Genomic DNA, 23,889 nt, shown 5'->3' with positions numbered 1-23,889 from the left:
AAATGCAACTCAAAGTTATTAAATCTCCTTTGGATCTAAAACAATGTTCGTTTGATCAATTAATAAGTGTTTCAAAACAACTTAGGGAGTATATGATTGATGTCGTGTCTTCAAATGAAGGTCACTTAGGGGCGAGTCTTGGTGTTGTGGAGCTTACGATTTTGCTTCATTATGTTTTTGACACCCCTAATGACAAAATTTTGTGGGATGTTGGACATCAAGCCTATGGACACAAAATATTAACAGGAAGATATGAAGAGTTTAAGTCAAACCGGAAGTGGAAAGGTATAAGTGGGTTTCCAAAAATAGAAGAAAGTGAATACGATTCATTTGGAACCGGACATGCGGGAACTTCCATTTCAGCAGCGCTAGGAATGGCTTTGGCTTCTGAGATTAAAAATGAAAAAGAGATAAATTATATTTCTGTTATTGGGGATGCTTCAATTGCTTCTGGAATGGCTTTTGAAGCACTAAATCACCTTGGAACTACTTCAGCAAATGTTCTTATAATTTTAAATGATAACACCATGGGAATTGACCCGAGTGTTGGGGCACTTAAGAACTACCTTGAAAAATCTAATACTAAATTAAATGAAAACAATAATATTTTTAATTCTTTAAATATTGATTATCGTGGTCCAATAGATGGTCACGATATGAAGTTGTTGAAAGACGAACTTAACCTTCAAAAAACAAAAAAAGGTCCAAGATTATTGCACATTAGAACTGTAAAAGGAAAAGGCTTGATTTCAGCAGAAAAAAATCAAATACTTTTTCATGCTCCTGGAAAATTTGATAAACTTACGGGTATACTTTCCAAAAAAAATAAAAGTTCAAAGCTCAAATTTCATGAAATTTTTGGAAAAACTATTTTAGATCTTGCAAAAATAAATTCTAAAATAGTATGTATTACCCCTGCTATGCCAACAGGTAGTGGGTTAAATGAAATGATGAAGCAATTTCCCAAAAGGTGTTATGATGTTGGAATTGCCGAGCAACACGCTGTTACACTTGCAGCAGGTATGGCCTGTGAAGGTCTTGTTCCTTTTTGTGTTATTTATTCCACATTTCTTCAACGTGCCTATGACCAAATCATTCATGATGTTGCAATTCAAAACCTAAATGTTATTTTCTGCATAGATAGAGCTGGAATTGTCGGTCATGATGGGCCTACACATCATGGTGTTTATGATATTTCTTTTCTAAGGTGTATTCCTAATATAAAAATATTAGCACCTAGAAATGCTGAAAGACTTCGAGATTATCTTTTTACTTTTCAATCCCAGCTTGACGGACCCATTGCAATAAGGTATCCCAGAGGAAATTCTGAAGTAGAAAAAGTTAATGAGTCCTTTGAAAAAATTGCGCTATATAAAGCACATAAAATATCTGCTGGAAGAAAAATTGCTATTCTAAGCCTGGGAACCCTGTTCAAAAATGTTAATGATGCGATTAGTAATAGTGGTTTTTATAAGGATTTTTCCCATTATTCCTTTGAGTTTGTTAATCCATTAGATAAAGAAATTCTTCATGATGTTTTTGAAAATCATTCATTTATTCTCACGGTAGAAGATGGAGCTATTAAAGGTGGGTTTGGATCTTCAATTATGGAATTTGCTCAAAAATATAAATACATGAAACGAATTGAATGTATGGGTGTGCCACATGAGTTTATTTCTCATGGCGATCCAGAAGTTTTATATGACTCTATTAACATAAGTAGTAATAGGATTCTTGATAAAATGGAAGAAATTTTAAGTTTAAATAATATCAAAATATGACAAATAATAAACGTCTTTTTTTACTTGACGCGTATGCTTTAATTTTTAGAGGATATTATGCTTTTATTAAAAATCCAAGAATAAATTCTAAGGGGTTTGACACCTCAGCAATAATGGGTTTTACCAATTCATTAATTGATGTAATAAAAAGAGAACGTCCAAATTATTTGGCAGTATGTTTTGATAAAGGAGGGTCAGATTCAAGGACAGAAATGTATACAGATTATAAAGCAAATCGAGACGAAACTCCAGAAGCTATAAAGTTAGCATTACCATTTATTAAAAATATACTAAAAGCAATGCATATTCCTATAATTGTTAAGGAAGGTTATGAAGCTGATGATATAATTGGAACACTTGCGAAAAAAGCTGAAAAAGAGGGTTTTCAGACATTTATGGTAACTCCAGATAAGGATTTTGCACAATTGGTTTCAGAGAATATTTTTATATATCGCCCTGCAAGAATGGGGAATGGTATTGAAGTTTGGGGTGTTCCAGAGGTTAAAGAAAAATTTCAGGTAGAAAGGCCAGAACAAGTAATAGATTACCTAGGAATGATGGGAGATGCTGTAGATAACATCCCAGGTCTGCCAGGAGTTGGAGATAAAACTGCAAAAAAATTTCTAGCTGAATTTGGGTCTATGGAAAAACTTCTTGAAAATACTGACAAACTCAAAGGCAAACTCAAAGAAAAAATTGAGGCAAATAAGCAACTAGGTATTCTTTCAAAAAAATTAGCAAAAATAATACTTGATGTACCTGTAGAATTTAACTCAAAAGACTTTGAACTAGATAAGCCTGACATGAAGTTAATTGAGGGAATATTTGAAGAATTAGAATTTAGAAGAATGCGTCAAAGCTTTGAAAAAGTTTTTGATTCAAATCAACTAGATAAAAAACTACCTGAAATTGAAGTTAAAAATGAGACAAATGAAGGGCACCAGTTTGATTTATTTAATATTCCAGGTGGAGGCTCTGTCAGTTCAACTTCTAAAAAAAATAATTTATCTAGTCTAAATCATTTTTATCAAATAGTCAATGATTCTTTGGGTTTATCTTTATTAATCAAAAATCTTTTGAAACAAGAATCCGTCTCATTTAATATCAAAACAACTAGTCTTGACACATTAAACGAAGAGTTAGTGGGGATGTCTTTTACTTGGGAAACTGGGAAAGGATATTATTTAGTTATTCCAAAGGAAGAGAAGGACGCAACTCATGTTTTAGATGAATTAAAAGTGTTTTTTGAAAATTCAAAAATTCAAAAAATAGGTCACAACATAAAAAATAGTATTAAAGTGCTAAATAGCTATAAAGTCTATTTAAAAGGTGAGATTTTCGACACACTAATAGCTCATTACTTGATTAATCCTGACATGCGTCACGGAATTGATGTTTTAGCAGAAACCTATCTAGGTTATCAGTCAGGATCAATGTCTGATCTGATAAAAAGAGAGTTTAAAAATCCAGATAGCTTTAGAAATATTGATGTAAATCACCAAAAGGAGTATTCAGTTGAAGAATCGGATATAGTTTTGCAGCTTAAGAAATATTTTGAAAATGAATTAATAAAATCAAAAACTATAAGTTTATTTGAAAAAGTTGAAATTCCACTAGTTTCCGTATTGAGTTCTATGGAATGTGAAGGGATAAATTTAAATACTACGTTTTTAAATGGACTTTCAAAAGAGATGCAAATTGAAATTACACTTTTAGAGAAAGAAATATATATTCAGGCTGGGGAAACTTTTAATATTGGTTCTCCTAAACAACTTGGATTGATGTTGTTTGAAAAACTAAAACTAGTTGAAAAGCCAAAAAAAACAAAAACTGGACAATATTCAACATCAGAAGAAATCCTTTCGTTTTTGTCAAAAGATCATAAAATTATTGGAGATATTTTAAATTGGCGTTCATTTCAAAAGCTGTTAAACACATATATTAATGCGCTACCAAAAGAAATAAATACAAAAACAAAAAGAGTTCACACAATATACAACCAAGCCGTAGCTTCAACAGGTAGATTGAGCAGTAATAAACCAAATCTTCAAAACATACCTATCAGAACTACTCGTGGCCAACAAATCAGAAAAGCTTTTATTCCTAGGGATAATAACCATTTGATTGTGGCAGCAGATTATTCTCAAATAGAACTTAGAATTATAGCTGCACTAAGTGAAGACCCGGACATGATTTCAGCTTTTAAAAACGGTGAAGATATTCACCAGTCTACTGCTTCAAAGGTTTTTAATATCCCATTAATCGAGGTAAGTCGTGAGCAGAGAAGTAATGCGAAAACCATAAATTTTGGGATAATCTATGGTGTTTCGGCATTTGGCCTAAGTCAACAAACAAACTTAAATAGATCTGAATCCAAAGAACTAATCGAGGCTTATTATTTATCATATCCTAAACTTAAAAGCTATATGCAAGATCAAGTAAATTTTGCAAGAGAAAACGGGTATGTTAGTACAGTGCTTGGAAGAAGAAGGTATCTTAAAGATATAAATTCAGCTAATGCTATAGTTAGAAGTTCTGCAGAAAGAAATGCTGTAAATGCTCCTATTCAAGGAAGTGCTGCAGATATAATTAAAGTAGCTATGATTAACATTCATAATGAGCTAGTCAAAGATAATTGGAAATCAAAAATGTTACTTCAGGTTCATGACGAACTGGTTTTTGATGTTCCAAAAACAGAACTTAAAGAATTAAAAGTAATGGTGAAAAACGAAATGGAAAATGCTTTTAAACTAAAGGTTCCCCTCACTGTTGATATTGGTGAAGGAGAACACTGGCTGGATGCTCATTAATTTTTTTCAACTTCTGGCAAAATTGAAATAGCAAAACCTCCAGCGGGTACAGTTGTTATTTTTAATTTACTTGTTGAAGTTACTTTTTTAGTTTCAATTTCATACGATTGAGGGTTTGTGGCATAATCAGAATATTTAGTGTCACTATAAATTGTTGCAAAATAATTCTTCCCGGGTTCTAAAAAACTAAAATCTACTACAGCCTTCCTTTTATTATATCCATTTGAATTTCCAATAAACCAATTTTCAGTCCCTTTTTCTTTTCTAGCCACGGTAATATATTTCCCTGGCTCTGCCTCTAAATAAATTGATTTATCCCAATCCAGTGCAACATCTTTAATGAATTGGAATGCGTCAGGAAAACGCATATAGTTTTTAGGTAAGTCAGCTGCCATTTGAAGAGGACTATACATAACAACATATAGTCCAAGCTGGTTTGCAAGTGTAGTAAATACAGATCCTGCATCAAGAGTTTGATTTAAGTTTGGCTGAAAATCAGGTCTGTTTTTACGTGGATCCATTTCGAATATTCCAGGAGTATAATCCATCGGACCTCCTATGAGTCGGGTAAATGGTAATATTGTGGTATGATTTAAATTAGAGCCTCTAAACTCAGTGCCTCTTGCTGATTCGTTACCAATGTGGTTTGGATAGGTTCTGGATACGCCTGTTGGTCTAACTGCTTCATGTGCATTAACCATAATTTTATAATCAACTGCCTTTTTAATTGAATATAAATAATGATTTACCATATATTGACCATAGTGCCTTTCACCAGCTGGAATAATTCTTCCAACATATCCACTTTTTACTGAATTGTATCCATGAGTATTCATTAAAGAATATGCCTCGTCAATATGTCTTTCGTAATTTCTTATTGCTCCAGATGTTTCGTGGTGCATCATAAGACTTATTCCTTTTGAAATAGCATATTTGTTTAATTTTTCAATATCAAAATCTGGATACGGAGTGAGAAAATCAAAAACATAATCTTTTTTCTTGTCAAACCAATCTTCCCATCCAATATTCCAACCCTCAACCAATAATGCGTCAAATCCGTGCTCTGAAGCAAAATCAATATATCTCATGACTTTGTTATTATTAGCTGCGTGGGTATTATTTGACTTTAATTTACTATAATCAGTTTCATTTATTCTTATTGATGACAAATCATTAGTATACCACCAAGAACTTTGACCAGTTATCATCTCCCACCAAACTCCAATGTATTTAATGGGTTTGATCCAAGATGTATCCTCAATTAATGAGGGTTCATTTAAATTATATGTAATTCTATTTGCCAAAATATCACGAGCATCATCACTGACTATTACTGTCCTCCAAGGGGTGTTATGAGGAGGATTCATATAAGCCATATTTCCATAACTATCAGGAGTAAGTTGCGACTCAAATACCATATTAGATGGATTGAATTTTAAATGCATCGCCGAATACTCTATTAAAGCAGCTTCATGAATGTTTATATATAATCCTTTTTTTGTCTTCATCATCAAGGCAGTTTGAACACCCCAATCAGAAAATCTATATGAAGACACATTTGACTCCCTAAAATCAATAGACTTATTTTTTATTTCCGAAAGCTTAGACTCAATGTAGTTGTATTCTTGGGTATCATAATCTCCTGGAATCCATAAAGCACTGTGATCTGCTGTCATTGCAAATTCAGTTTTTTCATCAGTTATAATAAATGAGCCCAAGTTGTTTTGTGCAGGAAATTCATATCTAAATCCAATGGAGTTGTTAAAAACTCGAAATCTAATATTCATTTTTCTTTCAGAAGTCACTTGTTCTAATTCTAAAAGCATCTCATTGTAATTATTTCTAATCTTACTTTCTTCACCCCAGACTGGATTCCATTCATCGTCTTTTGATGAATATATAATTTTATTTATTTTGAATCCTGAAAATAAATCATCTTCATTCTTTAAAATAAAGCCCAAACCACTTTCAAGAATTACTGGTATACTTTTATAGTTAACTGAATAGTTTAATCTGCCATCCTTATCCAAATTAGAGTTTAATTCAATTTCATTATTTGGAGATTTTAAATCTTGTGCATTTAAACAAATTAAATAAAGTGATAAAAGACTTATCAGAAAAAAATTTTTCATTGTGTAAGTTCTAAGGATTTTAAACTAAGGTATCAAATTTCGATAACGAATCTATTTTTCCGAAATTTTATAATACTTAAAGTATGAATAATTTAATACTGGTTTTGAATGAAAGGATTTTTTGGTATGAATTTAGATATGATATTGATGGTATTAAAATTTGGTAATCAGTTTGAATATTGATTACTAAATAGTACATTTGCAACCCAAAAGCATATAAATGCTTTCTTAAAAACAAAAAATAGTGAATACATTAAGCTACAAAACTGTTTCTGCTAACTCCAAAACTGTTGATAAAAAATGGTTGTTAGTTGATGCCGAAGGAACTCCCCTCGGAAGAGCCGCATCTGCAGTTGCCTCTCTACTTAGAGGGAAGCACAAACCAAATTTCACTCCACATGTAGATTGTGGTGACAATGTAATAGTTATAAATGCTGATAAAGTTGTCCTTACTGGGCAGAAGTGGAAGCAAAAACAATATATTCGTCACACAGGTTACCCTGGAGGACAAAGATCTTTGTCAGCAGAACAAGTTCATAAAAAAAATAACACTCGATTAGTTGAAAAATCGGTAAAAGGGATGCTACCTAAAAATAAATTAGGGGCAGATTTATTCCGTAACTTAAGAGTTTATTCAGGTGATCAACACCAACAAGAAGGCCAAAGCCCTACTACTATTAATCTAAATGATCTACTATAATGGAAGTAATCCACACAATTGGTCGTCGTAAAACCTCAGTTGCTCGTATTTTTCTCTCTAAAGGTAAAGGGAATATTACGGTAAATAAAAAAAATTATACTGACTATTTTACTACTGCTACTCTTCAATATAAAATTATTCAACCTTTTTCTCTTACTGAAACCGAAGGATCATACGATTTAAAAGTTACTGTAAAGGGAGGAGGAATAACTGGTCAAACAGAAGCGGTTAGACTAGCTATATCTAGAGCTTTATGTAAAATTGACGAAGAACATCGAATAGCTCTAAAGCCAGAAGGATTATTAACTCGTGATCCACGTATGGTTGAACGTAAAAAGTTCGGTCAAAAGAAGGCTAGAAAAAAATTCCAATTCTCAAAACGATAAATTCAAATATCCTTTGGGGAAAATTCATTCATATCATTAATCAAAATTGTTTTTACAAAAACGACAATTAGTTTAGCATCTAAATAGATAATTTCTATTGCTACTACACCAGAGAACGTAAACTAAAAATTATGGCACAAACAGAAGTTAAAGATCTATTGAACGCAGGAGTTCATTTTGGTCACCTTACAAGAAAATGGGATCCAAATATGGCTCCATACATTTATATGGAACGCAATGGGATTCATATAATAAATTTATACAAAACTGCTGCTAAAATTGAAGAAGCACAGGCAGCATTAAAAAAAATAGCAGTTTCAGGACGAAAAATACTTTTTGTAGCAACAAAGAAGCAAGCAAAAGATATTGTTGCTGAGAAAGTGAAAAATATCAATATGCCCTATATAACTGAGAGATGGCCAGGTGGTATGTTGACCAATTTTGTTACGATTCGTAAAGCAGTAAAAAAAATGGCTACCGTCGACAGAATGAAGAAAGACGGAACTTTTGAAACTCTTTCAAAAAAAGAAAAACTTCAAGTTTCTCGTATGAGAGCTAAATTAGAAAAGAATCTAGGTTCCATAACTGATATGACTCGATTACCAGGAGCATTATTTGTAGTTGATATAAAGAGAGAAAATATCGCAATAAAAGAAGCTCAAAAACTAAATATTCCAATTTTCGCAATGGTCGACACTAACTCTGATCCTAGAGAAGTTGATTTTGTGATTCCAGCCAATGATGATGCTTCAAAATCAATAGAAAAAATTCTTGATCTTGTCACTAAGTCTATTTCAGAAGGTTTATCTGAAAGGAAAAGTGAAAAAGATGCACTTGAAAAAGGTGGAAGTGAAACAAATTCTTCTAATGCTACTCCTAAAGTAGATTCTGCTCCTGAAGTAGATTCTGCTCCTGAAGTAGATTCTGCTCCTGAAGTAGACACTGCTCCTGAAGTAGATGCTACTCCTGAAGTAGATGCTACTCCTGAAGTAGAAGCGTCTGGTAGTTCTATAAAAAAGACAATTAGAAAAAAAACCGAACCCAAGGTTAAGAAAAAATAAGTTTAAATAAAATCATTTAATACAAGAATAATCGTGAAAATTAGTGCTGCAGAAGTAAATAAATTACGTCAGTCCACTGGAGCTGGAATGATGGATTGCAAAAAAGCTTTAGTTGAATCCGAAGGAAATTTTGATAAAGCAATTGAAAATCTTAGAAAGAAAGGTCAAAAAGTAGCTGCAAACAGGGCTGATAGAGTCTCTTCAGAAGGAGCTGTCCTGGCAAAAGTTAACTCCCAAAACACAAAGGGGGTAATAGTTTCAATTAATTGTGAAACTGATTTTGTTGCTAAAAATGATGTTTATTTAAAACTCGCCAATGAATTAGTCGATGAAGCTTTAAATCATGAAAATCTAGAATCTTTTTTAGGGTCTGATTTCTCAGGAATGACTGTTTCTGAGAAGTTAATCGAACAAACTGGTATCATAGGTGAAAAAATTGAAATTGGAGGGTTTAAAATCCTAAAAGCACCTTTCGTTGGGTCTTATATTCACGCTGGAAATAAAATTGCTACATTAAGCGGACTCTCTAATGCTAATGAAAATGGTTTAGAAATATCAAAAAATGTCGCTATGCAGGCTGCTGCAATGAATCCTATTGCTCTAAATGAAGAAGGTGTCGATTCTAGTGTCATTGAAAAAGAGATCGAGATTGCTAAAGATCAATTGCGTCAAGAAGGCAAGCCAGAATCTATGTTAGACAATATAGCAAAAGGAAAAATTAAAAGATTTTTTAAAGATAATACCCTTGTGAATCAAGACTACATAAAAGACAGTAAGCAAAATGTTAAAAATTATGTATCATCGTTTGATAAAAACCTTGAAGTAACAGGATTTGCCAGATTATCTCTAGTTTAAATTATTTTTTAACAATATAAAGAAACCTCCTTCTGGAGGTTTTTTTATGGACTATATTTAAATTTTATATATGAATGAAAAAATTAGATGTTCGTGGTGCACAAATGATGATTTATATAAAAGCTACCATGACAAAGAATGGGGTGTTCCCATCTCTGACGAATATAAGCTATTTGAATTTTTAACATTAGAAATTTTTCAAGCTGGCTTGAGTTGGTATACTGTTCTAAAAAAGAGAGAGAGTTTTATAAGTGCTTTTGATAAATTTGATTTCGAAAAAATATCTACTTATGACTCAAAAAAAATTGAAAAATTGATGATAGACAAGTGTATCATTAGAAATAAATTAAAAATTAATTCAACAATTATAAATGCCAAAAAGTTTATGGAGGTTCAAAAAAACCAAGGTAGTTTTAATAAATATTTATCCAATTATAAAAAAAAATATTCGATTACCAAAAAATCTGCAAGTGGTAGTTATGAATTAGCACTTGAACTAAGTAAGGACTTAAAGCAAAAGGGTTTTAAATTTATAGGACCTACAATAATTAATTCATTTTTAATGGCTATTGGTGTAATTAATGGACACCAAAAGAATTGTTTTAGGTATTTACAACTTAGTTCTTAAAATGGTAAGTCATCCTCAACATCTTTATCTTCACCTTCAGCACTTTCAAAAGAAGTTGGAGGAGGCATGGGGGGCATCTCATTATTTGAATCTTCACTAAGCTCCTCTATTCTCCATCCTTGAATAGAATTGAAATACTTAACTTGACCTTCAGGGTTAGTCCACTCTCTCCCTCTTAGGTTGATACTAACTTTTGCCTGTTTACCTATTTGAAAGGCATTTAATAGGTCACATTTGTCTTGAACAAATTCTATTAGAATGTTTTGTGGATATTGCTCTTCAGTAGTTATGACAACTTCTCTCTTTCTGAATCCATTTGTGCCATATTCCTTAGTTTCATCAATCCATTTAATTTTACCAATAATTTCCATAAGGGGTTTTTTTCAAAAATAATAAAACTTTCTTCCTTTCAAACTCAAAGTGATAGATTATTTAAATTCAATTATATTGCAATAAATAATTTTCGTGGTTAGAAAAATATCTTTATCACTAAAGAAAATATGGCCTTTGTTGGCTTTTATAATTATAATTCTCATCGCTTGGAATACTAATTTTCTTTTTCAAAAATTAAAAAAAGAAGAAAGGTTTAAAATGGAATTATGGGCAATGGCTCAAAAAGATTTTATTGAGAATGAAAAACCCAATAATCTAACATTTCAAATTTTACAACAAGCTGGAGCTAATCCTATTATTCAAACCAATTCTGATGATAGAATAATTGATTTCAAAAATATTAAAGTATCAGACTCAGTTCATTTATACGATGTTTTAGAAAAAATAAAAAAGGAGAACAAGCCAATAATTATTAAATACTCCGATTCTCTTTCTGGTAAACTTTTGGTGAATCAAAAATTATATTATGGTGATTCTAGTTTGCTAAAAAAACTTCAATATTATCCAATAATACTATTTCTAATTGTAATACTTTTTGGGCTATTACTATATTTTATTTTCAAAACAAATAAAATATCCGAACAAAACAGTCTATGGGCTGCTATGGCAAAAGAAACTGCGCACCAAATTGGAACTCCTCTGTCATCCCTTATAGGATGGACTACTTTAATCAAAGAAGGTCAAAAACCAGAAGTTAGTATCTTAGAAATGGAAAAAGATATTGATCGACTAAAAATAATAACTGAGAGATTTTCTAATATTGGATCTGATCCTATACTTGATTTTCACGATGTTAATGTAATAATTGAGCAAACAGTTACGTATATTAAAAAAAGAAGCTCCAGTTTAATAAACATAAAAACAGATTTAACCAATGAGTCTTCAATAGCTCCAATAAATACTCAACTCTTAAGTTGGACAATTGAAAATTTGATTAAGAACAGTATAGATTCAATGAGGGGTAAAGGTGATATTTCTGTTACTTCTTATCTTAGCAATAATAGACTAATACTTCTTTTTAAAGACTCTGGGGAAGGTATCAAATCAGAAAATATAAATAAAATATTTTCACCCGGTTTTACTACAAAAAAAAGAGGATGGGGTTTAGGGCTATCTTTAGCAAAGAGAATAATTGTAGACTATCATAAAGGGAAGATATTTGTAAAAACTACAATTCCAAAAAAAGGAACAACTATTTCAATTGAATTACTTAGATCAGATTAAAGTTAGAAGCTATTCTTTTTGATAACTGAGTCATTATTTTTGAGTCAACTTTTGTCTTTTTTTGAAAGGTAATATCATCCATTTCATTTAACGGAATTAAATGAACGTGAACGTGGGGAACTTCTAATCCAATAACGCTTATACCTACCCTCTTGCATTTAACTGACTTTCTTATTGCCAAAGCTACTTTTCTGCTAAAATTCATTAACCTAAGGTATTCTTGTTCAGAAAGATCAAAGACTTTGTCTTCTGTTTTTTTAGGAATACAAAGAGTGTGACCTAAAGTGTTTGGATTTATATCTAAAAATGCTAAAAACTCATCAGATTCAGCTATTTTATAACATGGCAACTCTCCAGAAATTAACTTTGAAAAGATACTTTTCATCAATCACGATTAATTTTAATTATCTCAAATTCTATTTTTCCATTTGGAATTAAAATATGTGCAATTTCTCCAGCACTTTTACCTAATAATCCTCTTCCTATTGGAGATTCAACAGAAATTTTACCGGTTTTTAGATCTGCTTCTGTCTGAGCAACTAAAGTAAATTTCATTAATTGACCTGTACTCCTATTTTTCACCTCAACAGTTGATAAAATAAGAGCTTTTGACGTGTCTAATTGTGATTCATCTATGATTCGAGCATTAGAAAGTATTTCTTCCATTTTTGATATTTGTAACTCCAACATTCCTTGAGCCTCTTTTGCAGCATCATATTCAGCATTTTCACTCAAGTCTCCTTTGTCTCTAGCATCTGCAATTGCCTGAGATGCTTTTGGTCTCTCCTTGTCTTTAAGTTGATTTAACTCAGCTCTAAGTTTTTTTAGACCTTCTTCTGTGTAATATGAAACCTTACTCATAACTTTGTACTTAATATTTAACCTAAGATATACTACAAATATATGAAAATTGACACCTTTTCAGGTTTACACAATTTTAAAATAATTTCATTTCTATTTATTTTGTTTACTCTTCTTTCATGCACTACTGATAATATTAAAAGAAACCCTTTTTTGTATGAGATTTCCTTTAATCATTCTATTAATTTAAATTTACCTCAGTATGATAATCTAAATTTTGCAGGTGGCAGTATGTTTGTTGATTATGGAGGAATAAATGGTCTTTTAATCTTTAACTTAAACGGAAATGATATTTTTGCTTGGGAAGCAAGTTGTTCAAACCATAGCTTAGAAACTTGTTCTAAGCTAGAAATAGAAGGTCTTCTCGCAAATTGTGGTTGTGATGGTTTTAAATATAGTCTTGCAACCGGACAATTGTTAGAAGGAGATATTACAAGTTCTTCACAATACCCCCTTTTAAACTATAAAGCACAGAAATCAGGAAAAATAATTATTATTTCTAATTAAAAACTAATTGTTAATCCTGCAAGAAAATTTACTCCAGCTTGAGGATAATACCCAGCCCCTTCAATTGTTGTTATTTGATTTTGTGAAGACCAATTATCATCGTATGTATAAAAATATCCATTTGAAATATACTTTTTGTCAAGAATATTATTGATTAATAAATTAAACCGCATATTACTTATCGCATATTTAGGTCTCCATTGATAACTTACATTAATATCATTTACCAAATATGAATCCAACCTCGAACCTTCAGCTTCAATATTACTCATAAACTGTTCTCCTACAAATTTTGTTAATAATGAAATATTGAAATCATTTTTAGGGTTAAATGTTAAAATATTTCCGAAAACTAGTTCTGGAGAATATGATAAGCGAGTGTTTCCTAAGGAGTTTAAAATTCCATCTCTTTTAAAATAGAAATCTTTATTAGTGTTTTTACTAATAGCAATATTTGGCTGAAGTAACCATTTCTCTGATAAATCAATCTTAGCCTCGATTTCTAGACCTAACCTACTACTTTCTCCGATATTTTCTCTAATGGGAGTTCCAACATCATCCAATGCACCAGTTAATGCTAATTGATCTTTATATGCCATTAAATATATATTAGAATACACTTGAAATGAATTTTGAGTAATTCTCCAACCTAACTCGAAGTCATTTAATATTTCTGGTTTTGGATTTCCATTTTCAAAATCAGATCTAGTTGGCTCTCTTTGGGCTTTTGAATATGAAAAATAAAGCTGTTGATTATTTGAGATTTGAAATGTTAAACCTGCTTTTGGATTAAAAAAGTTATAGTTACTATCAACATTAAACAAGTTTGGACCTGCCAGAACACCATCAATTTCGTAATTCACATTTCGATATTGTAAATCAATAAACCCTGTTATTTGATTAGTTAAGGGTTGTTCTATTTTAGCATAAATATTTGTTTCTTTTTTATCCCCTTGATTTTCATAAAACCTTTTTCTTGGAAGTACGTCACCGGAATTTTGAGCCCATAAGATTGTTCCAAAATGATCTCCTATATACCTACTTATCATCACACCCGTGGTTATAAGGGTTCTACCTTTACTATAATTTGCACTTGCTGTTAAGACAAAGTAATCATTATCTAACCATTTTCTTGTAACATTTTCTGTTTCTGAAATAGTTTCACCACCAATCTCAAAGGTGTCTAATTGTAAATATGAAAAATTTGTATCTGAACCCGAGTCATTATATTCTTCATAATAACCCCTTCCGTGTGTGTAATTTAATCCCAATGAGCCTCTCCAATTTGAATTGATTCTTTCATTCCAATGAAATTGGTAATGATCCTGTCTATAATTATCTTCTTGTGAATCATAAAAACTACTTAATATTCCATTTTCATCATAAATTTCTCCGGCAGGATTATACGTTCTATTAGTTAAATCTTCAATACCGTACCAGGATTGATAAGTTATCTCATGACCACCAAAAACTATAGCTTTAATTAACCTTTTATCATCCTTATAAGCTCCTTGCAAAAAATATGATTTTAAATTAGAAGTAGCCCTGTCAATATATCCATCGGATGTGATTTTAGATAACCGTCCAGATAATTCAAAATGATTATTTAAAAGTCCTGTCGAAAATTTTAGTGTGTTTCTTACCGTATTAAAGCTTCCAACACCAGTACTTAACGATGATGAAGGTTTATCTTGCATAGCATCAGTTAGTATGTTTAAACTTGCTCCAAAGGCGCCTGATCCATTTGTAGATGTTCCAACCCCCCTTTGAAGCTGAATGCTTTCAATGGAACTGGCAAAATCTGGAAGATTTACCCAGAAGGTTCCTTGTGACTCGGAGTCATTAAAAGGTATGCCGTTTAATGTTACATTTACCCTTGAAGCGTCACTACCTCTTACGCGTATTCCAGTATAACCGATTCCAGCTCCTGCATCACTAGTTGTTACAACACCGGGTAAATAATTTAACAAAACAGGTATATCCTGACCTAAATTTCTGGACTTAAGATACTCTTTGTCAATATTAGTATGTGTTACTGGGTCAGAAGCTTTTGCTCTGATTGAAGAAACTTCTACTTCCTCTAATATGAAAATTTTCAATGAGTCGATTGGGTCTTCAAGTTTTTGTGAAAAACCATTCAAAAAAGTTAAAAATATAAATCCTCTAATTATTGTTTTCATTTAAATATATTTATTTAAATAAAAGGGGGAATTATTTATGGATTAAAGTTAAATATCACTTCCTTGGCAGCATTACCTGCCCAGGTTCTATGGGTATAATCTCAGCCTATTTGGCACCCCTTTGAGATAAAGCAAATATACTAATGAAAGATGTTATACCAAAAGAAGTTTGTCTATTATTTTAATCGAACTTTTCATTCGAGTTGAAATATCTCCTGAAATTAGTTTGTAAGGAAATCCATAATACTCAAGTGATTCTTTGAAGGTATTTAACATTTTTTCTCTGTCATTTGGTCTATCTCTTAAATCATCAGCTTGCCATGGAACATCAATATCAGTAAGTAAATAAAAGTCATAATTTGATTCCTTAACTGCTTTCAGTATTTCCGGGGAACAGAAACCATTAAAATGGGTTTGAGACCAGATTTGAGTTACCAATACGTTGGTGTCACAAAAAATAACTTTATTGAGTTTTTTAAAAATTTTACCCTCTAGATTTTTTTGGCCATTAACTATAGTTGGTAAATCTTTTAGAGAGCATATTTCATTTTTTTTATCCCATTTTTCTTGGAGATAGCTTCTTGCAAACTCAGGTACCAAATTAGTTTTATAATGAAGTGCTAATTGATTTCCAAGGGTGGTTTTACCAGTAGATTCGGGACCAAACAAAACAACTTTAAGACATTTATTTTTTATCATATGTGATTTCTTTTTTCCAAGCAAAATATCCAGCTAAGGCGATAAAAGTGAATATAAAATACTGAAAACTAGTTATAGCTAGGCCCTTGTATAGGTATAACGGAATTGAAATGATATCTCCAAGAATCCAGAACAGCCAATTTTCTATTTTTCTTTTTGCCATCAACCACATTCCAACAAAAAATATTGCTGTTGTAAATGTATCGACATAGGCAATGATGTTATTCCACATATTAAAAATGTTATATATCATAAAGACAAAAACTATCGAAAAAATAAATAATATAATAGAGATTTTATTCTCATTTTTATTCGTTCTTGAAATTACATTTATAGTTATCCCATTTTTAGACCGCGTCCAAAAATACCATCCATAAAAACTCATAGAGAAAAAATATACGTAAATAAGCATATCACCAATTAATCCCCAGTAAAAAAGTAGATATATATATATAACGGATGAAATTATGCCTGTTGGATAGACCAAAACACTATTTTTTTTTGAAAACCAAACACTTAAAAAACCAAATATAGTAGCTGTAATTTCAAGTGAAATATTTAATATTGAATATTCCTTGTATGGTTCAAATAAAAAATCTAAAAAAGAAATCATAGTATCCAATTTTTTATAAGATTTGTCAAATTTTAAATTTTTTCAAGTGCAATTGTTATAATGCTAGAGTTTAATTTAAAAGATGTCAAATCGTACAATTTAAATTGATTATTGAAATCAACTCTAGCTAATTGTTTTTTTTCATATTTTTTTAACTGACCAACATGTATTTGATCAGAAAAACTAATTCCAGGAGTTCTAAACGCCTTATAAATAGCTTCTTTTGCTGTCCAAATAAAAGTCAAATCTTCTATTTTTCCTAATGCATAATTCTCATCTTCATTAGTGAACTTGGGTCCGATTTTTAATATTTTATCTCGAAAAAATTCAATATCAATGCCAATATTAAAGTCACTTATAATTATTCCTGAAAAGTATTTTGAATGAGATATTGATATGTGTTTTCCAGATTTTAAGATTGGAGCTCCATGCAAATCATAGTTCAATTCGTTTTCTTTAATATTTGCAATTCTGATTAACTGTTGAATAGATAAAACCCCCTTTCTGTGATCCAAACTTTTCAAACTATTAAGTCTTTTTCTTAGAGAGTCATTTATAATAATTTCCTTCTTTAATTCACTTTCACTTTCCTCAATTTTCCATAAGTAGAGTTTGAATTTTTTTGAATTTATTTTTGAAAGAAATTGCATTGTTTTTAGATAGTTTTCTATGTACTTTTACAAAAAATATTTATTCAAATATACTATGGAATTTAAAGCAAAAGTTAACTATTCTCCTTATAAAGTTAAAGATATGAGTTTGGCAGAATGGGGAAGAAAAGAAATAACATTGGCTGAGGCTGAAATGCCCGGCCTTATGTCACTTAGAGAGCAATATAAAAAAGAAAAACCTCTTAAAGGAGCAAGAATAGCTGGATGTCTTCATATGACAATTCAAACCGCAGTTTTAATTGAAACATTAGTTGAAATGGGAGCTGAAGTTACTTGGAGTTCTTGTAACATATTTTCCACCCAAGACCACGCTGCTGCTGCTATTGCTGCTGCTGGAATTCAAGTATATGCATGGAAAGGAATGAGTGAAGAAGAATTTAATTGGTGTATTGAACAAACATTATTTTTTGGGAAAAATCAGGATCCACTTAATCTTATCCTAGATGATGGTGGTGATCTTACAAATTTGGTTTTGGATAACTACCCAGAATTAATTAGTTCTATAAAAGGTCTCTCGGAGGAAACCACAACTGGGGTTCATCGTTTGTATGAAAGAATGAAAAATGGAACTCTACCCCTTCCAGCAATTAACGTTAATGATTCTGTAACTAAATCAAAATTTGATAACAAATATGGGTGTAAAGAAAGTGCAGTAGATGCGGTTAGAAGAGCTACAGATATAATGCTGGCAGGTAAGAGAGTTTTAGTAGCTGGTTACGGAGATGTAGGTAAAGGAACAGCAGCATCTTTTGCTGGTGCTGGATCTATAGTGACAATTAGTGAAATTGATCCAATATGTGCATTACAAGCTGCAATGGACGGCTTTGAAGTTAAAAAAATTATGTCTGTTATTGATAATGTTGATATACTTGTTACTGCAACAGGAAACAAAGACATCATTGGAAAAGAAGCCTTTCTTAGAATGAAGGATAAATCTATAATTTGTAACATTGGGCATTTTGATAACGAAATTGATATGAATTGGTTAAACGCAGAATATGGGCATACCAAAACGGAAATTAAGCCTCAAGTTGATCTTTACACACTTGATAACGGAAATGAGTTAATTATTCTTGCTGAGGGTCGTCTTGTTAATTTAGGTTGTGCAACCGGACATCCAAGTTTTGTGATGAGTAATTCATTTACAAATCAAGTATTGGCTCAATTAGAATTATGGCAGAATCCTGAAAAATATGAAAACAAAGTTTACATGCTCCCTAAACACTTAGATGAAAAAGTTGCAGAACTACACCTTGAGCATTTAGGTGTTGAATTAGAGTCTTTATCTGAGGATCAAGCTAAATATATAGGTGTTACCGTAAAAGGACCTTACAAGCCAGATTATTATAGATATTAGTTATAAAAAAACCCCTTCAAATGTTTGAAGGGGTTTTTTTATTCTATTAAGTTATTCTATGCCTCGAAAGGTACAATAGAAACATACGATTTATTATTTCTTTTCTTAGAAAATTCAACCACTCCATCAACTTGTGCATGCAGAGTGTGATCTTTTCCCAAGTAAACATTTTCTCCAGGATTATGACCAGTTCCTCGTTGACGAACTATAATATTACCTGCCCTTGCTGCCTGACCTCCAAAAATTTTAACACCAAGACGTTTTGATTCTGACTCTCTACCATTTTTTGAACTACCAACTCCTTTTTTGTGTGCCATGATTATATATTATTTAACAATTTTAACTTAAAACCTTAATTAAATCGGCTTTTTTCATTTTAGAAATACCAGCTATTCCCTTTGTTTTTGCAAGAGATTTGAGATCTACCAAACTCATAGATGATAAATCTTTATCCTTACTTTTTGTTTCAGAGACTTTACTTGGTTTAGATTTTATAACAGGTTTGGACTTTGTTCCCGATTTTTCTTTTATAACAGATTTAGTGTCGTCTGCTTTTTTAGGAGCTTTGCTTCCAGAAGAAAGAATGTTTGAAATCTGTATTTCAGACAAATATTGTCGATGTCCATTTTTAACACGATAACCTTTTCTTCTTTTTTTCTTAAATACAATTACTTTATCACCTTTTAAGTGACTTATGATTTTGGCATCAATGGATGCTCCTTCTATAGTCGGGGCGCCAACTTTAATTTCTGTACCATCATCCAAGAGTAAAACTTTATCAAAAGATATTTTTGAACCTTCTTTTTCTTGTAGACGATGTACGAAAACCTTTTGGTCTTTTGCAACTTTAAATTGCTGCCCTGCTATCTCTACTATTGCGTACATTTATATATTATTTCGGAGGGCAAAGATATGTTTTTTAAGAATTAATCAAAACAAAAACAACTATCTTTTGTCTATAGAATATTTTCCGGGTCCAATTAGAGCAATTGCTACAAATGCTGCTAAAAATAAAAGTCCTTTCTCCATCTGCCCAAAAGGCTTATTCAAATTAGAAACAAAAGTGGCAACTGTCATTGCTGTTATCGGAAATAAAGCTATCCATCTGGTCTTAAAACCTAAAATAATTAAAATTGGGGCAACAAATTCTGCAATAGCAACGAGAATAAGAGAAGGAATTATACCGATACCTATTGGATCTGAAAATTTGATATCATCTTCAAACAGTCTATTAACTTTACTCCATCCATGTGGTAACATTAGAACCGAAAATGAAACTCTAAGAAAAAGTTTTCCTAAATCAGATAAGTTATTCATATCATTTTTTTAACAAATGTATGGATTATTTCTCCTTGAATTTATTCAAATACCAATCAATAGTCAATTTTATCCCTTTGTCAAAGGATGTTTTTGGAAACCAGCCTAAATTATTTTTTAATTTTGAGGAGTCAATTGAATATCTGAAATCGTGACCTTTTCTGTCAGTAACATATGATATTAATTTGTTTGAATATCCACTGGGTCTCATAAGCAATTTATCTATTTCTAAAATTAAGTGGCTGATTAAATCAATATTAGTTAATTCGTTGTCTCCTCCAATATTATAAGTCTCTCCTTTTTTACCCTTGTGAAAAATCAAATCAATTGCTTCGATATGATCTTTTACAAATAGCCAATCTCTGATGTTCTTTCCATCACCATAAATAGGTAAACTTTGATTATTAACAATATTACTTATCATTAATGGTATAAGTTTTTCAGTAAATTGATGAGGACCATAATTATTTGAGCAATTTGAGATAACTATTGGCATTTTATATGTGTGATAATAGGCTTTAACGAAATGATCTGAGGATGCCTTAGAGGCTGAGTAAGGGGATCTGGGATCATAAGGAGTGCTTTCAAGAAATGATCCGACCACCCCTAAGCTTCCATAAACTTCATCTGTAGATACATGATAAAAACATTTATTTTCAAGGTTATTTTTCCAATAATTCCTTGCAGAATCCAACAAATTTAAGGTGCCCAATACATTTGTCTCAGCAAACTCTAGCGGATTATTAATTGAATTGTCTACATGAGATTCAGCAGCTAAATGGATAATGTTATCAATCTCATGCTTAATTAAAATTTTATTAACTGAATTTTTGTTTCTAACGTCGATTTTTTCAAAAATGTAATTTGATGCGTTTTCAACTTCCTGCAAATTTTTGAGATTGGAGGCATATGTTAATGAATCTGCATTAATTATTTTATAGTTGGGATATTTTTTTATTAATTGAATCACTAGGTGAGAACCAATGAATCCAGCTCCTCCGGTAACAAGTATGTTTTTATAATTACCCATTTATAATATTTAAGCACTTCTTTAAAGAATCTTTCCAGTCAGAGATTTCTAAGTTAAGAGTAGTTTGAATAAGTTCAGTATTCAATACGGAATTTTTTGGTCTTATTGCTTTTGAAGAATATTCAAAACTTTTAATTGGAACTAAAATACTTTTAGAATCACTTAATTCAATTATTGATTTTGCAAAATAATACCAAGAAGTAACCCCTTCATTTGAAAAATGATAAATTTTATTATTAAATGACTTTGAAGAATTAATTAATTTAATGATGACTTCGGCCAAATCTAAACCATAAGTTGGCTTTCCATATTGATCATTTATTACTGATATTTTTTGGTTGGAACGGGATAGGCTTAAGATTGTCTTAACAAAATTATTTCCAAATGGACTAAATAGCCATGAAGTTCTTATTACTATTGCTTGCCCTTTTGAATTCATGATCAAATTCTCTCCCTGGAGCTTCGTTTTTCCATAAACTCCTAGTGGATCGGGTTTATGATCTTCTTTTAATTCTTCTTGACCCAATCCATTAAAAACATAGTCTGTTGAAATGTGGATAAGTTTAATTTTTTGTAATTCTGATATTTTAATCAGGTTACCTAGTCCTAAAACATTAATTGCTTTTGCTTTATCAGGCTCATCTTCTGCTTTATCAACTAAAGTGAAAGCAGCACAATTAATAATATAATTTAAACTGTTATTTTTAATATAATTCCATGTCGATTCATAGTCGGTAATGTCTAATGCATCTCTGTCCAAAAAATGAAAAAGTATTTCAGGATATTCTGCCTTGATGTAATTAAAACACTTTGCCAATTGGCCACTTCCTCCTGTAACTAAAACCTTAGTCATATAGATCGGTGTTATAATTAAACAAAAGAGCATCTTCTAATAACGGATGCTTTTTATCTTTTTCAGAAACTATCCATTCAGCCTGAGGTAACATCCAGTCAATCTCTAGTTTTGGATCATCAAAAGCTATACTTCCCTCACTTGATTTGTCGAAGTAGCTATCAACCTTATAATGAAAAATTGAATTTTCACTGAGTGTGATGTATCCGTGGGCAAATCCTCTAGGAATAAAAACACTTTTATTATCAGCCTCACTCAATTGAATTGAAATATGTTTTCCAAAGTTTGGAGAACCTTTTCTAATATCTAGAATTACATCAAGAACACTCCCGCTAATCACAGAAACCAATTTTGATTGGCTATACGCTGGCATTTGATAATGCATTCCTCTTATGACTCCCTTTTTTGATCGTGCTAAATTGTCTTGACAAAAAAATATATCTCTATTTATGGCTTGTCTAATTTTATCCAAACGAAAACTTTCTTCAAAAGAGCCTCTCAAATCTTTATAGGGGTGGTTATTGAATATAATAACTTCTTTAAATTCTCCTAAATCAATTTTCATATTTGTTATATTTTTTTAACAAATATTTTCCGTACCCAGTATGCTTTAATGTCATAGCATATTTAACAACACTCTCTTCAGTGGTCCAACCTTTTTGTAGGGCTATTTCTTCCAAACAACCAACTTTTATACCTTGTCTTTTTTCAATTGTCTGAATAAATTGACTCGCTTCCAATAATGATTCATGAGTTCCAGTATCCAGCCATGTAAATCCTCTACATAGTTTTTCTAAATGAAGTTTCTTTTCATTTAAATAAATTTGATTAATTGAAGTGATTTCTAACTCCCCTCTGTTTGAAGGCTTTATAGTTTTAGCAATATTAATTACTGTATTAGGGAAAAAATACAACCCAGCAACAGCATAATCACTTTTGGGGTTCTTTGGTTTTTCAATTATTTCAACTGGGTTTCCGTTATTGTCAAAGCTTACCACACCGTATCTTTGAGGGTCATTAACTTTAACTCCAAATACTGAAGCATTATTAAATTTGATAGTTTGATCAATTGCTGATTTTAAATGACTAGATAAGTTTGATCCATAAAAAATATTATCCCCAAGCACAAGACATACAGGATCATTCATAATGAAAGACTCTCCTAAAATAAATGCTTCTGCCAAACCATTTGGTTTTTCCTGTTTTAAATAACTTAAATTAATTCCCCACTGAGTTCCATCTCCAAGTAATCTCTGATATTGATCTAAATCATGAGGAGTACTTATTAATAATATTTCTTTGATTTCAGCCTGCATAAGTACTGAAAGAGGGTAGTAAACCATTGGCTTGTCAAATACAGGTAATAACTGCTTTGAAACTCCCATTGTTACTGGAAACAATCTAGAGCCTGTTCCTCCTGCTAATATTATACCTTTCACTATAGTTTATATTTATGTAAATATAACGTAATCATAAAAACTCTTTTATTTTAGCTGCCTTATTTAATATGTAAGTGAACTTGTTAAATTTAATTTTATTTATCTCGAAAGCATAAAATTCTTCTTTTAAAATCTCTATTTTACTTCGAAATCCGGAATTACTTAACCCTCCAGCCTTCATTTTAATTAAATTTTGATCCAAAAACTTAGTTTTAATTCCATTACAATGAATAAATCTTAACATTAGTTCAAAATCTCCTGCAATTTTGAATGAATCGTTGAAGTTCCCATAATGATCAAAAATTTTTTTCTTACAATAAAAAGTTGGGTGAGGCGGCATCCATGAATTTTTAAATGCGCCTTTTTCATAGGGTTTTGACCTCCATTTCCTC

Annotated in this window: 26 protein-coding genes; 10 read left to right on the top strand and 16 right to left on the bottom strand. The window is 31.2% G+C overall.

Annotated features, from left to right (window positions below; genetic code table 11):
* Nucleotides 1–2: 2 nt before the first annotated feature.
* Together AC3ATN_RS01435 and polA are read left to right on the top strand one after the other, a co-directional pair.
* The gene (locus AC3ATN_RS01435; protein WP_487531429.1) at nucleotides 3–1,781 is read left to right on the top strand and encodes a 1-deoxy-D-xylulose-5-phosphate synthase; all 1,779 of its coding nucleotides are present in this window, start codon (nucleotides 3–5) and stop codon (nucleotides 1,779–1,781) included.
* Nucleotides 1,778–4,591: a DNA polymerase I gene (polA, locus tag AC3ATN_RS01430; protein ID WP_487531428.1), complete on the top strand. Its 2,814-nt coding sequence runs from the start codon at nucleotides 1,778–1,780 to the stop codon at nucleotides 4,589–4,591. The genes AC3ATN_RS01435 and polA overlap by 4 nt, the downstream gene beginning before the upstream one ends.
* Here polA and AC3ATN_RS01425 read toward each other — a convergent pair.
* Entirely contained in the window at nucleotides 4,588–6,723 is a 2,136-nt protein-coding gene (locus AC3ATN_RS01425) for a glycoside hydrolase family 97 protein (protein ID WP_487531427.1), read from the bottom strand. The two genes, polA and AC3ATN_RS01425, sit on opposite strands and share 4 nt — an antisense overlap.
* Before the next feature lie 244 nt (nucleotides 6,724–6,967).
* On the opposite strand from AC3ATN_RS01425, the gene rplM reads away from it, so the two are divergent.
* From rplM to AC3ATN_RS01400, 5 genes are all read left to right on the top strand, one after another.
* Nucleotides 6,968–7,423 carry a 50S ribosomal protein L13 gene (gene rplM / locus AC3ATN_RS01420; protein WP_487531426.1) on the top strand — a complete coding sequence of 152 codons (456 nt, stop codon included), beginning with the start codon at nucleotides 6,968–6,970 and terminating at the stop codon, nucleotides 7,421–7,423.
* On the top strand, nucleotides 7,423–7,809 hold the full coding sequence (rpsI, locus tag AC3ATN_RS01415) for a 30S ribosomal protein S9 (RefSeq protein ID WP_487531425.1): 387 nt from the start codon (nucleotides 7,423–7,425) through the stop codon (nucleotides 7,807–7,809). The genes rplM and rpsI overlap by 1 nt, the downstream gene beginning before the upstream one ends.
* Before the next feature lie 131 nt (nucleotides 7,810–7,940).
* Nucleotides 7,941–8,870, top strand: a complete 930-nt coding sequence (gene rpsB / locus AC3ATN_RS01410) for a 30S ribosomal protein S2 (protein ID WP_487531424.1) — start codon at nucleotides 7,941–7,943, stop codon at nucleotides 8,868–8,870.
* 30 nt (nucleotides 8,871–8,900) lie between these two features.
* Entirely contained in the window at nucleotides 8,901–9,725 is an 825-nt protein-coding gene (gene tsf / locus AC3ATN_RS01405; protein WP_487531514.1) for a translation elongation factor Ts, read from the top strand.
* A gap of 70 nt (nucleotides 9,726–9,795) precedes the next feature.
* Entirely contained in the window at nucleotides 9,796–10,353 is a 558-nt protein-coding gene (locus tag AC3ATN_RS01400) for a DNA-3-methyladenine glycosylase I (RefSeq protein WP_487531423.1), read from the top strand.
* On the opposite strand, the gene AC3ATN_RS01395 is transcribed toward AC3ATN_RS01400, so the two are convergent.
* On the bottom strand, nucleotides 10,350–10,724 hold the full coding sequence (locus AC3ATN_RS01395) for a DUF3127 domain-containing protein (protein ID WP_487531422.1): 375 nt from the start codon (nucleotides 10,722–10,724) through the stop codon (nucleotides 10,350–10,352). The genes AC3ATN_RS01400 and AC3ATN_RS01395 overlap by 4 nt on opposite strands.
* 94 nt (nucleotides 10,725–10,818) lie before the next feature.
* Between AC3ATN_RS01395 and AC3ATN_RS01390 the strand changes: the two genes are divergently transcribed.
* Nucleotides 10,819–11,970 carry an ATP-binding protein gene (locus AC3ATN_RS01390; protein WP_487531421.1) on the top strand — a complete coding sequence of 384 codons (1,152 nt, stop codon included), beginning with the start codon at nucleotides 10,819–10,821 and terminating at the stop codon, nucleotides 11,968–11,970.
* On the opposite strand, the gene AC3ATN_RS01385 is transcribed toward AC3ATN_RS01390, so the two are convergent.
* Both AC3ATN_RS01385 and greA read right to left on the bottom strand, forming a co-directional pair.
* On the bottom strand, nucleotides 11,957–12,355 hold the full coding sequence (locus tag AC3ATN_RS01385; protein WP_487531420.1) for an HIT family protein: 399 nt from the start codon (nucleotides 12,353–12,355) through the stop codon (nucleotides 11,957–11,959). The two genes, AC3ATN_RS01390 and AC3ATN_RS01385, sit on opposite strands and share 14 nt — an antisense overlap.
* Nucleotides 12,355–12,831 (bottom strand): transcription elongation factor GreA, encoded by a 477-nt coding sequence (gene greA / locus AC3ATN_RS01380; protein WP_487531418.1) that lies wholly within the window; start codon nucleotides 12,829–12,831, stop codon nucleotides 12,355–12,357. Before greA ends, AC3ATN_RS01385 begins: the two co-directional genes overlap by 1 nt.
* 42 nt (nucleotides 12,832–12,873) lie before the next feature.
* On the opposite strand from greA, the gene AC3ATN_RS01375 reads away from it, so the two are divergent.
* Nucleotides 12,874–13,338, top strand: a complete 465-nt coding sequence (locus AC3ATN_RS01375) for a Rieske (2Fe-2S) protein (protein ID WP_487531417.1) — start codon at nucleotides 12,874–12,876, stop codon at nucleotides 13,336–13,338.
* Here the strand turns inward: AC3ATN_RS01375 and AC3ATN_RS01370 are convergent.
* From AC3ATN_RS01370 to AC3ATN_RS01355, 4 genes are all read right to left on the bottom strand, one after another.
* Nucleotides 13,335–15,518 carry a TonB-dependent receptor gene (locus tag AC3ATN_RS01370; RefSeq protein ID WP_487531416.1) on the bottom strand — a complete coding sequence of 728 codons (2,184 nt, stop codon included), beginning with the start codon at nucleotides 15,516–15,518 and terminating at the stop codon, nucleotides 13,335–13,337. The two genes, AC3ATN_RS01375 and AC3ATN_RS01370, sit on opposite strands and share 4 nt — an antisense overlap.
* 153 nt (nucleotides 15,519–15,671) lie before the next feature.
* On the bottom strand, nucleotides 15,672–16,217 hold the full coding sequence (locus AC3ATN_RS01365; protein WP_487531415.1) for an AAA family ATPase: 546 nt from the start codon (nucleotides 16,215–16,217) through the stop codon (nucleotides 15,672–15,674).
* Nucleotides 16,204–16,830 (bottom strand): nicotinamide riboside transporter PnuC, encoded by a 627-nt coding sequence (pnuC, locus tag AC3ATN_RS01360; protein ID WP_487531414.1) that lies wholly within the window; start codon nucleotides 16,828–16,830, stop codon nucleotides 16,204–16,206. The genes AC3ATN_RS01365 and pnuC overlap by 14 nt, the downstream gene beginning before the upstream one ends.
* 32 nt (nucleotides 16,831–16,862) lie before the next feature.
* Nucleotides 16,863–17,480, bottom strand: coding sequence for a 4'-phosphopantetheinyl transferase family protein (locus AC3ATN_RS01355; protein WP_487531413.1), 618 nt, complete (start codon nucleotides 17,478–17,480; stop codon nucleotides 16,863–16,865).
* 55 nt (nucleotides 17,481–17,535) lie between these two features.
* Here AC3ATN_RS01355 and ahcY point away from each other — a divergent pair, with 55 nt between their 5' ends.
* Nucleotides 17,536–18,858, top strand: coding sequence for an adenosylhomocysteinase (ahcY, locus tag AC3ATN_RS01350; protein WP_487531412.1), 1,323 nt, complete (start codon nucleotides 17,536–17,538; stop codon nucleotides 18,856–18,858).
* Nucleotides 18,859–18,914: 56 nt separating this feature from the next.
* On the opposite strand, the gene rpmA is transcribed toward ahcY, so the two are convergent.
* The 8 genes from rpmA to AC3ATN_RS01310 all read right to left on the bottom strand — a co-directional run.
* The gene (rpmA, locus tag AC3ATN_RS01345; protein ID WP_487531411.1) at nucleotides 18,915–19,175 is read right to left on the bottom strand and encodes a 50S ribosomal protein L27; all 261 of its coding nucleotides are present in this window, start codon (nucleotides 19,173–19,175) and stop codon (nucleotides 18,915–18,917) included.
* A 22-nt stretch (nucleotides 19,176–19,197) separates the two neighbouring features.
* A complete protein-coding gene (gene rplU / locus AC3ATN_RS01340; RefSeq protein WP_487531410.1) occupies nucleotides 19,198–19,743 on the bottom strand; it encodes a 50S ribosomal protein L21 in 546 nt (181 codons plus the stop codon).
* A 60-nt stretch (nucleotides 19,744–19,803) separates the two neighbouring features.
* Nucleotides 19,804–20,175, bottom strand: a complete 372-nt coding sequence (locus AC3ATN_RS01335) for a DoxX family protein (protein WP_487531409.1) — start codon at nucleotides 20,173–20,175, stop codon at nucleotides 19,804–19,806.
* A 25-nt stretch (nucleotides 20,176–20,200) separates the two neighbouring features.
* Nucleotides 20,201–21,205, bottom strand: a complete 1,005-nt coding sequence (rfbB, locus tag AC3ATN_RS01330) for a dTDP-glucose 4,6-dehydratase (RefSeq protein WP_487531408.1) — start codon at nucleotides 21,203–21,205, stop codon at nucleotides 20,201–20,203.
* Nucleotides 21,198–22,058, bottom strand: a complete 861-nt coding sequence (gene rfbD, locus AC3ATN_RS01325; RefSeq protein WP_487531407.1) for a dTDP-4-dehydrorhamnose reductase — start codon at nucleotides 22,056–22,058, stop codon at nucleotides 21,198–21,200. The genes rfbB and rfbD overlap by 8 nt, the downstream gene beginning before the upstream one ends.
* The gene (gene rfbC, locus AC3ATN_RS01320) at nucleotides 22,051–22,623 is read right to left on the bottom strand and encodes a dTDP-4-dehydrorhamnose 3,5-epimerase (protein ID WP_487531406.1); all 573 of its coding nucleotides are present in this window, start codon (nucleotides 22,621–22,623) and stop codon (nucleotides 22,051–22,053) included. The genes rfbD and rfbC overlap by 8 nt, the downstream gene beginning before the upstream one ends.
* Complete coding sequence (gene rfbA / locus AC3ATN_RS01315; protein ID WP_487531405.1) at nucleotides 22,613–23,497, bottom strand: glucose-1-phosphate thymidylyltransferase RfbA; 885 nt, start codon at nucleotides 23,495–23,497, stop codon at nucleotides 22,613–22,615. Before rfbA ends, rfbC begins: the two co-directional genes overlap by 11 nt.
* Before the next feature lie 31 nt (nucleotides 23,498–23,528).
* The coding region (locus AC3ATN_RS01310) for a glycosyltransferase family protein (protein ID WP_487531404.1) at nucleotides 23,529–23,889 on the bottom strand (361 nt) is incomplete at its 5' end.

The organism is Candidatus Marivariicella sp., assembly GCF_983056325.1.
The sequence above is the reverse complement of the archived record's forward strand: the minus strand, read 5'-3'. Positions and strand labels throughout refer to the sequence as shown.